The sequence below is a fragment of the Neisseria sp. 74A18 genome (genome assembly GCF_001308005.1).
GTDB classification, from domain to species: domain Bacteria; phylum Pseudomonadota; class Gammaproteobacteria; order Burkholderiales; family Neisseriaceae; genus Neisseria; species Neisseria dumasiana.
In genome coordinates, this window is the sequence record NZ_LGZA01000064.1 from 1 (window position 1) to 3719 (window position 3719).

Genomic DNA, 3719 nt, shown 5'->3' on the forward strand with positions numbered 1-3719 from the left:
TGTGCTCACGGGTTTGGGGCATAGGACCGTCAGCAGCGGAACATACCAAGATGGCACCGTCCATTTGAGCGGCACCGGTAATCATGTTTTTAACGTAGTCGGCGTGACCCGGGCAGTCTACGTGTGCGTAGTGGCGGGTTTCGGTTTCGTATTCAACGTGGGAAGTATTAATGGTAATACCGCGGGCTTTTTCTTCCGGGGCATTGTCGATTTGATCGTAGCCTTTAGCCTGACCGCCGAATTTTTCGGCCAAAATGGTGGTCAATGCTGCAGTCAAAGTGGTTTTACCATGGTCAACGTGACCGATGGTGCCAACGTTTACGTGCGGTTTGCTCCGCTCGAATTTCTCTTTAGCCATGAGCTAATTCCTTTTATATTAAAGAACAATTAAAGAACAGGATTATAGCCGTCTGAAAATTTCAGACGGCCTTTTTGCAGATTAACCTTTGCGAGCCGCAGTTACTTCGGCAGCAACATGGGCAGGAGCTTCTGCATACTTCTTAAACTCCATAGAATATGTGGCACGTCCCTGAGTGGCAGAACGCAAATCGGTAGAATAGCCGAACATTTCCGCTAAAGGAACTTCAGCACGGACTTTCTTGCCACCGATGCCATCATCATCCATACCCAACACAATACCGCGACGGCGGTTCAAGTCACCCATTACGTCCCCCATATATTCTTCCGGAGTCTCGACTTCAACAGCCATAATGGGTTCCAGAAGAACAGGAGAAGCTTTCTTCATACCTTCTTTGAAGGCCATAGAAGCAGCCAACTCGAACGCAATTTGAGATGAGTCTACATCATGATAAGAACCGAAAATCAAACGTACACGCACATCCACAACAGGATAGCCGGCTACAATACCGTTTGGCAAAGTATCACGAATACCTTTATCGCAAGACGGGATAAACTCACGAGGAATCACACCACCTTTAATTTCATCGATAAATTCGTAACCTACGCCACCCGGTTCCAAAGGTTCCATCTTAATCACAACGTGACCATATTGACCTTTACCACCCGACTGCTTAACGTGTTTAGCTTCAGATTCAACTTCCTTGCGGATAGTTTCGCGATAAGCAACTTGAGGTGCACCGACATTAGCCTCTACACCAAATTCACGTTTCATGCGGTCAACAATAATTTCCAAGTGCAACTCGCCCATACCCGAAATAATTGTTTGACCAGACTCTTCATCTGTGCGAACACGGAAAGACGGGTCTTCTTTAGCCAAACGGTTCAAAGCAATACCCATTTTTTCTTGGTCTGCTTTGGTTTTCGGTTCAACAGCAACGTGGATTACTGGTTCCGGAAACTCCATACGCTCCAAGATAATCGGAGAATCTTCTGCACAAAGGGTTTCACCGGTTGTTACATCTTTCAAACCGATAGCTGCCGCAATATCACCAGCACGCACTTCTTCGATTTCAGTACGGTCTGCCGCAGTCATTTGAACCAAACGGCCAATACGCTCACGGGTACCTTTTACCGAGTTGACTACAGTATCACCTGATTTCACAACACCGGAATAAACGCGGATAAAAGTTAATTGACCAACATACTTATCGTTAAGCATTTTAAATGCCAAAGCTGAAAATTTAGCATCATCGCTTGCTTCCCTGCTATCTTTTTCACCGCTGGGTGTTTCACCTTGAACGGGCGGAATATCGGTTGGAGAAGGTAAAAATTCCACTACCGCATCCAGCATGCGTTGAACGCCTTTATTTTTAAAAGCTGAACCACACAACATGGGTTGGATTTCACCAGCCAAAGTACGCTGACGGATAGCAGCAACGATTTCTTCCTCAGTCAATTCTTCGCCACCAAGATATTTATCCATCAACTCTTCGCTGGCCTCTGCTGCAGCTTCAACCATGTTGTTGCGCCATTCTTCAGCAGTTGCTACCAAATCAGCGGGGATTTCACCATATTCGAAAGTAGTACCTTTATCGGCCTCGTTCCAAATAATGGCTTTCATTTTCAGCAAATCCACAACACCTTCAAAGTTATCCTCAGCACCTACCGGGATAACAACAGGTACAGGGTTGGCGCGCAAACGAGTGCGCATTTGCTCAACCACTCGGAAGAAGTTAGCACCTTGACGGTCCATTTTGTTTACAAAAGCCAAACGCGGCACTTTGTATTTATTCGCTTGGCGCCATACAGTTTCAGACTGCGGCTGAACGCCACCTACCGCACAGTAAACCATTACCGCACCATCCAAAACACGCATGGAGCGCTCTACTTCAACGGTAAAGTCAACGTGTCCCGGGGTATCGATGATGTTAAAACGGTGTTCTTTAAACTGGCCGGCCATACCCTTCCAGTAAGAAGTTACGGCTGCTGAAGTAATCGTAATACCGCGCTCTTGTTCTTGTTCCATGTAGTCGGTTGTAGCCGCACCATCATGAACCTCACCCAATTTGTGGGTTAAGCCTGTATAGAAAAGAATACGTTCGGTTGTTGTCGTTTTACCTGCATCAATGTGTGCAGAAATACCGATATTGCGGTATAAACTAATAGGGGTTTTACGAGCCATTTTGGTCGCCTTTCTAAATTTGGATTAGAAACGGAAATGAGAGAATGCTTTATTGGCTTCAGCCATGCGGTGTACTTCTTCACGTTTCTTCATCGCGCCGCCACGACCTTCAGATGCGTCGATCAATTCACCGGCCAAACGCAGATCCATTGATTTCTCACCACGTTTGCGGGCTGCATCACGCACCCAGCGCATTGCCAAAGCCAAGCGGCGTGAAGGACGAACTTCAACAGGAACTTGGTAGTTGGCACCACCTACACGGCGGCTTTTTACTTCAACAACAGGTTTGGCATTGGCAATGGCTTCGTTAAATACTTCGATTGCTGCTTTGCCGGTTTTTTTCTCAACTTGCTCCAACGCACCGTAAACAATGCGCTCAGCAACTGATTTTTTACCGTCAATCATCAATACATTCATAAATTTAGTGAGTTCAACGCTGCCGAATTTCGGATCAGGCAATACGTCGCGCTTGGGAACTTCTCTACGTCTTGGCATTTTAATTCCTTAAATATCTATTCAGTTGGGTAATCCCATGAGTATCCAGCAGGATATTCACTTACTCGGCTGTTTGGCTAATGCAAATAACCGACGTGCCATCGGATCAGGTTATTTTGGGCGTTTGGCACCGTATTTAGAACGGGCTTGTTTACGGTCTTTAACGCCGGCGGTATCCAAAGAACCGCGAACGGTATGGTAACGAACACCCGGCAAGTCTTTTACACGACCGCCGCGAATCAGCACTACGCTGTGCTCTTGCAGGTTATGACCTTCACCACCGATATATGAAATCACTTCAAAACCGTTGGTCAGGCGAACTTTACATACTTTACGCAATGCAGAGTTCGGTTTTTTCGGAGTAGTAGTGTATACACGGGTGCATACACCGCGTTTTTGCGGGCAAGCTTCCAGTGCAGGCACTTTGTTTACGTACACAGGCTTTTGACGGCCTTTGCGTACCAATTGATTGATAGTTGGCATATTTTCTCGTCCTGTTGAGTGAAATACTTAACGACACCATGTCGATAAGAGCGGAATTATATTTCCAATGCAAACACTTAGTCAAGCCAACCCGATTGAAACTTGCCCAGCGCGCAGATTTTATACATCAAAACAACAATTACACTTTATTAAATTAAAAATTAAAGTAAAAAAAGAACGAGCATCCACTCGATACGAT

At 45.9% G+C, this 3719-nt stretch carries 4 protein-coding genes; all 4 read right to left on the reverse strand.

Annotation, left to right across the window (positions count from 1 at the left end):
- Window positions 1-358: GTP-binding protein (locus tag AKG43_RS11710; RefSeq protein ID WP_197273141.1), on the reverse strand; the 358-nt coding region annotated here is incomplete at its 3' end.
- Window positions 359-439: 81 nt separating this feature from the next.
- Window positions 440-2542 carry an elongation factor G gene (gene fusA / locus AKG43_RS11715; protein WP_054617455.1) on the reverse strand — a complete coding sequence of 701 codons (2103 nt, stop codon included), beginning with the start codon at window positions 2540-2542 and terminating at the stop codon, window positions 440-442.
- 24 nt (window positions 2543-2566) lie between these two features.
- Window positions 2567-3037 (reverse strand): 30S ribosomal protein S7, encoded by a 471-nt coding sequence (gene rpsG, locus AKG43_RS11720; protein ID WP_054617456.1) that lies wholly within the window; start codon window positions 3035-3037, stop codon window positions 2567-2569.
- Between the two features lie 111 nt (window positions 3038-3148).
- Window positions 3149-3520 (reverse strand): 30S ribosomal protein S12, encoded by a 372-nt coding sequence (rpsL, locus tag AKG43_RS11725; protein WP_002218431.1) that lies wholly within the window; start codon window positions 3518-3520, stop codon window positions 3149-3151.
- Window positions 3521-3719 lie beyond the last annotated feature (199 nt).